This window comes from Aquiflexum sp. (assembly GCF_041749095.1).
In the GTDB taxonomy this organism is placed as follows: Bacteria; Bacteroidota; Bacteroidia; order Cytophagales; family Cyclobacteriaceae; genus Aquiflexum.
This window is the reverse complement of sequence record NZ_JBGTCA010000554.1, coordinates 1-4,064: the sequence shown is the minus strand read 5'-3', so window position 1 is coordinate 4,064 and position 4,064 is coordinate 1. Positions and strand designations below refer to the sequence as shown.

4 protein-coding genes are annotated in these 4,064 nt (G+C 37.9%); 3 read left to right on the top strand and 1 reads right to left on the bottom strand.

The window, feature by feature from the left end; genetic code table 11:
• A partial coding sequence (locus tag ACEW8O_RS24855) for a UvrB/UvrC motif-containing protein (protein ID WP_373497332.1) occupies window positions 1-145 on the top strand: 145 nt, incomplete at its 5' end.
• Window positions 146-448: 303 nt separating this feature from the next.
• Window positions 449-1,087, top strand: coding sequence for a helix-turn-helix domain-containing protein (locus ACEW8O_RS24850; protein ID WP_373497331.1), 639 nt, complete (start codon window positions 449-451; stop codon window positions 1,085-1,087).
• On the opposite strand, the gene ACEW8O_RS24845 is transcribed toward ACEW8O_RS24850, so the two are convergent.
• Window positions 1,082-1,996, bottom strand: coding sequence for a 1-aminocyclopropane-1-carboxylate deaminase/D-cysteine desulfhydrase (locus tag ACEW8O_RS24845; protein WP_373497330.1), 915 nt, complete (start codon window positions 1,994-1,996; stop codon window positions 1,082-1,084). The two genes, ACEW8O_RS24850 and ACEW8O_RS24845, sit on opposite strands and share 6 nt — an antisense overlap.
• Before the next feature lie 62 nt (window positions 1,997-2,058).
• Between ACEW8O_RS24845 and ACEW8O_RS24840 the strand changes: the two genes are divergently transcribed.
• Entirely contained in the window at window positions 2,059-3,099 is a 1,041-nt protein-coding gene (locus ACEW8O_RS24840; RefSeq protein ID WP_373497329.1) for an RluA family pseudouridine synthase, read from the top strand.
• The last annotated feature ends 965 nt before the right edge of the window (window positions 3,100-4,064 follow it).

Below are 4,064 nucleotides of genomic sequence, written 5' to 3'. Positions count from 1 at the left end.
AGAAAAATTGGAAAAACTGATCATCCAGACCCAAAAGATGATGGAAAAAGCGGCCAAAGAACTTAACTTCATGGAAGCTGCAAGGCTAAGGGATGAATGGCAGGGATTGAAAAACAGATTGGAGCAGATGAAGAGAGGGGTTTGAGAGGGAGATGCGAGAAGCGAGAGACGAGATGCGAGATGACAGAGAAGGATTGTTAGAATTAAAGCCTGCCCCGAGAATCGGAGAACCAAGAACCAAGATCAAGTAGTTGGGAGGGGGAATAGTTTAAAGTACAATGTACAATGTACCAAGTACCAAGACTTGCTATTCATACTAGGTGTTTTTACAATTTAAATGGGAAGCTGACAACCAACCTAAGGTAAAACCAAGAAACCATTAAAACCAAAACATCTGTCCGTCTCTGAACCATTTCAACCTACAAAATTACCATTTGAAAATCCAAAAATGACCTTACAAGAGATACATAAAATCGCACAGCAGGGAGAGGGATTGAAAGTGGAATTCAAAAAGAAAGCTGCTTTTCCCGAAAAAATCGTCAGGGAATTGATTGCTTTAGCCAATACTGAAGGAGGCTATCTGTTGATCGGAGTGGATGATGACGGTACAGTAAGCGGTCAGCGGTTTATTGAAGAAGAAGTATTTGTGATGGAAAAGGCGATTTCGGAGTTCATCAAACCAAAGCTGGATTACCAATTGCACATTCTGAAATTGAATCAAAAAAAGGGAGTTGCTGTATTTAACATCATCCGATCCAATAACAGGCCACATTATTTGATGGAAGAAAATAGAAAGAAAGCTTTTGTCAGGGTCAGGGACAGAAGTATTCAGGCAAGTAGAGAGATGTGGGAAATTCTCAGAAGAGGGAAAGTCCCTAAAGATATGGTCTTCACTTATGGTGAAAAAGAAAACATCCTGATCAAAACCCTGAATGATAAAGGCAGGATCACACTCAAGGAATTTCAGAATCTGGCCAAACTACCAAGGTTTTTGGCTTCTAAGACACTTGTCCGTCTTGTATTGGCCAATGTCCTCAGGATAGTGCCCCAAGAGATTGAGGATTTTTATACGCTCAAAGATTCATAAAGGCAAAGCAGTCCCGAATTTTTGATTATATCCGGCGATTCCCTGAAGTCCTCCTGTGTGAATGGCCAATAAGTGGGATCCTTTGGGAAAATAACCCTCTCGGATAAGTTCCCATATCCCAAACATCATTTTCCCGGTATAAACCTGTTCCAATGGAATTAGGAATTGATGGTAAAACCAACGGATAAAATCAATCAGTTCCTGGCTTGTTTTTCCATAGCCTCCAAAATGGAACTGATTGAAAATCTTATAATCTCCTGTTGGATTGATGTTGAACTTCAATAAAAGGTTACTTATCTCATTAAAGATAAAATCTCCTTTCAAAGCTGAAATTCCCAGAAGCTTCTGATGAGGAGCAATACTATCCAACAACCCTGCAAAAGTACCTCCTGTTCCGATTGTGGTGGCAATATGTGAAAAACATAATGATGACTCATCCAGGATTTCCTTTGTCCCTTTGATCGCCAATTCATTAGTCCCACCTTCAGGGATCAGATAAAAATCACCAAACTCTTTTTCCAATTTCTGTATTATTTCCTCATCATTTTTCCTTCTATAATCTACCCGATCCATATAATGTAAATGCATACCACATGACTGCGCAAAGGAAAGCGTTGGATTTAGGGGGTGATGCTCCTCTCCACGGATGACTCCGATAGCAGAAAAACCCAGCTTTTTCGCCGCCGCAGCCACCGCAAAAATATGATTGGAATAGGCTCCCCCAAAAGTCAGTAAAACTGATTTCTCCAATCGTTTGGCTTCAATAAGATTATACTTGAGTTTAAAAAATTTATTGCCTGAAGCCAGCGGATGAATTTGATCCAGTCTTTTGATGGACAGTCTAATGCCCTTTTCCTTCAACAAAGGAAAATCAAGTTCTTGTGTCTCTATTTGATTTGGTATTAACAACTCTTTAAAGTAATAATGCCCCAAATATCCAAAACTTTATCAAATGCCCTTAATTTTGCATCATGGGAAATCAAATTGAACCGGAAAATTTTGATGAGGAAGAAGTTGAATTATTTGAACACCACAGTTTTGTGGTGGATAAAGGGCAAAGTTTGTTGAGGATAGATAAGTTTCTCACAGACAAAGTAGCCAATTCAACACGGAATAGGGTACAGAATGCCATAGAAGCCGGAAATGTTCTGGTAAACGGAAAACAGGTCAAGCCCAATTATAAAATCAAGCCTTTGGATGAAATCAAGGTGTACATGGAAAAACCGGTGCTTCATACAGAAGTACTTGCAGAGCCTATTCCGCTTGATATCATTTTTGAAGATGATTACCTTTTGATCGTCAACAAACCTCCTGGCATGGTAGTCCATCCGGCCCATGGCAATTGGACCGGGACGCTCGTGAATGGATTGGTTTATTATTTCAATCAGCTTCCCACCCTACCTGGAAATACAGGGCGCCCCGGGCTGGTGCATCGAATAGATAAGGATACCTCAGGACTTCTGGTAATTGCCAAGTCCGAAATAGCAATGACAGATCTGGCAAATCAGTTTTTTCATCATCACATAGAAAGGACTTATTTGGCTTTGGTTTGGGGAGAACCTAAGGACGAAGAAGGAACAATCATCGCCCATGTAGGCCGAAGCCCCAAGGACAGGAAAGTCATGGAATCCTATCCTGATGGTTCTCAGGGAAAACATGCAGTCACCCATTGGAAAATCATCAAGAGGTTACGCTATGTTACTATAGTCCAATGTAACCTGGAAACCGGCAGAACCCATCAAATCCGTGCCCACATGAAACATATTGGTCATCCATTATTCAATGATTCCATGTATGGCGGGGACAAAATCAGAAAGGGGACTCAGTTTGCCAAGTATAAGACTTTTGTCCAAAACTGTTTTGACCTGATGCCAAGACAGGCACTTCATGCTAAATCACTGGGATTTGTACATCCTATCACCAAAGAAAAAATGTACTTTGAGACACCTCTTCCGCCTGATTTTACGAATGTCCTTGAAAAGTGGGAAAATTATGTCAAATATGAGAACTGAATAAAGTAGGATCATACCAACAATTCATATTTTGGCAATCACTATCATCATTACTGATATTAATATAGAAAACTTGGGAAAAATGGAAAATGGAAACGTTATTACCATTGCTAAGTTTTCAAAACTGAGGGTTCCGCAATCGATTTAGAATTAATAGTTTATAATTATATCTCAATTATTTACAAATACAATATTTTTTTTACAATATTATTGCATTATTATTAGAAGATGGGATTTCTAATTAGATTTGTGATGTTAATAACGGCAATGAAATTTTTATCATTGCAATGTAGGGTCAAGTCAAGGAAGAAGTTTTAAAAGAAAACTTCGAAGGTTCGAAACCTTCTCCTACATCCGGTTATTTTGGGTTTATTGTTAATTGACTAAAGCTGTGAGATTTTGTTTCACAGCTTTTTTGTTTTAATCAATATCAGTAAGCAATAAGATGTACAAATAAGAAGATTGCTGTATGATGCTTCAAACTTCATTGTTAAAATCTTAATTATATTCCCTATTTCGATACTTAATTATTATATGTATATTTTTAAGATCATTTTTTTATGAATTATGTAAAAAAAATATCTTTTATTTATTTTATTATTAATAAATAGATCACTTTCTTAATTTTGACCCATTCTTAAGGTATTGGATTTATCAATACACATTAAAAAACGATTGCTCAGAAGATTAGATCTGTAAAAAGTGCAGGTTTTTATTTCCTTTCTTAATCATACTGTAGGATGTTGAAACTGGCAGACAAGCCCTCCTGTCTCGGGGGTGGGGATTCCGATATTGTCGGTTCGGATAAAGTGCATCAAGAGCTCTGATGTAACCTAACTACCCCGTGGAGGTTCGAATCCTTCTCCTACAGCCATTATAATAAATCAAAAAAATTGGCAGCCTCAATGTTTTCAAGGAAACATTAAAAAGGTTGCTCTTTTTTTGCAATCCAAAATCAAAATCCT

Coding starts and splice junctions, on each gene's coding strand:
- ACEW8O_RS24840 (WP_373497329.1), top strand. CDS start 2,059: ATGGGAAATCAAATTGAACCGGAAAATTTTGATGAGGAAGAAGTTGAA.
- ACEW8O_RS24850 (WP_373497331.1), top strand. CDS start 449: ATGACCTTACAAGAGATACATAAAATCGCACAGCAGGGAGAGGGATTG.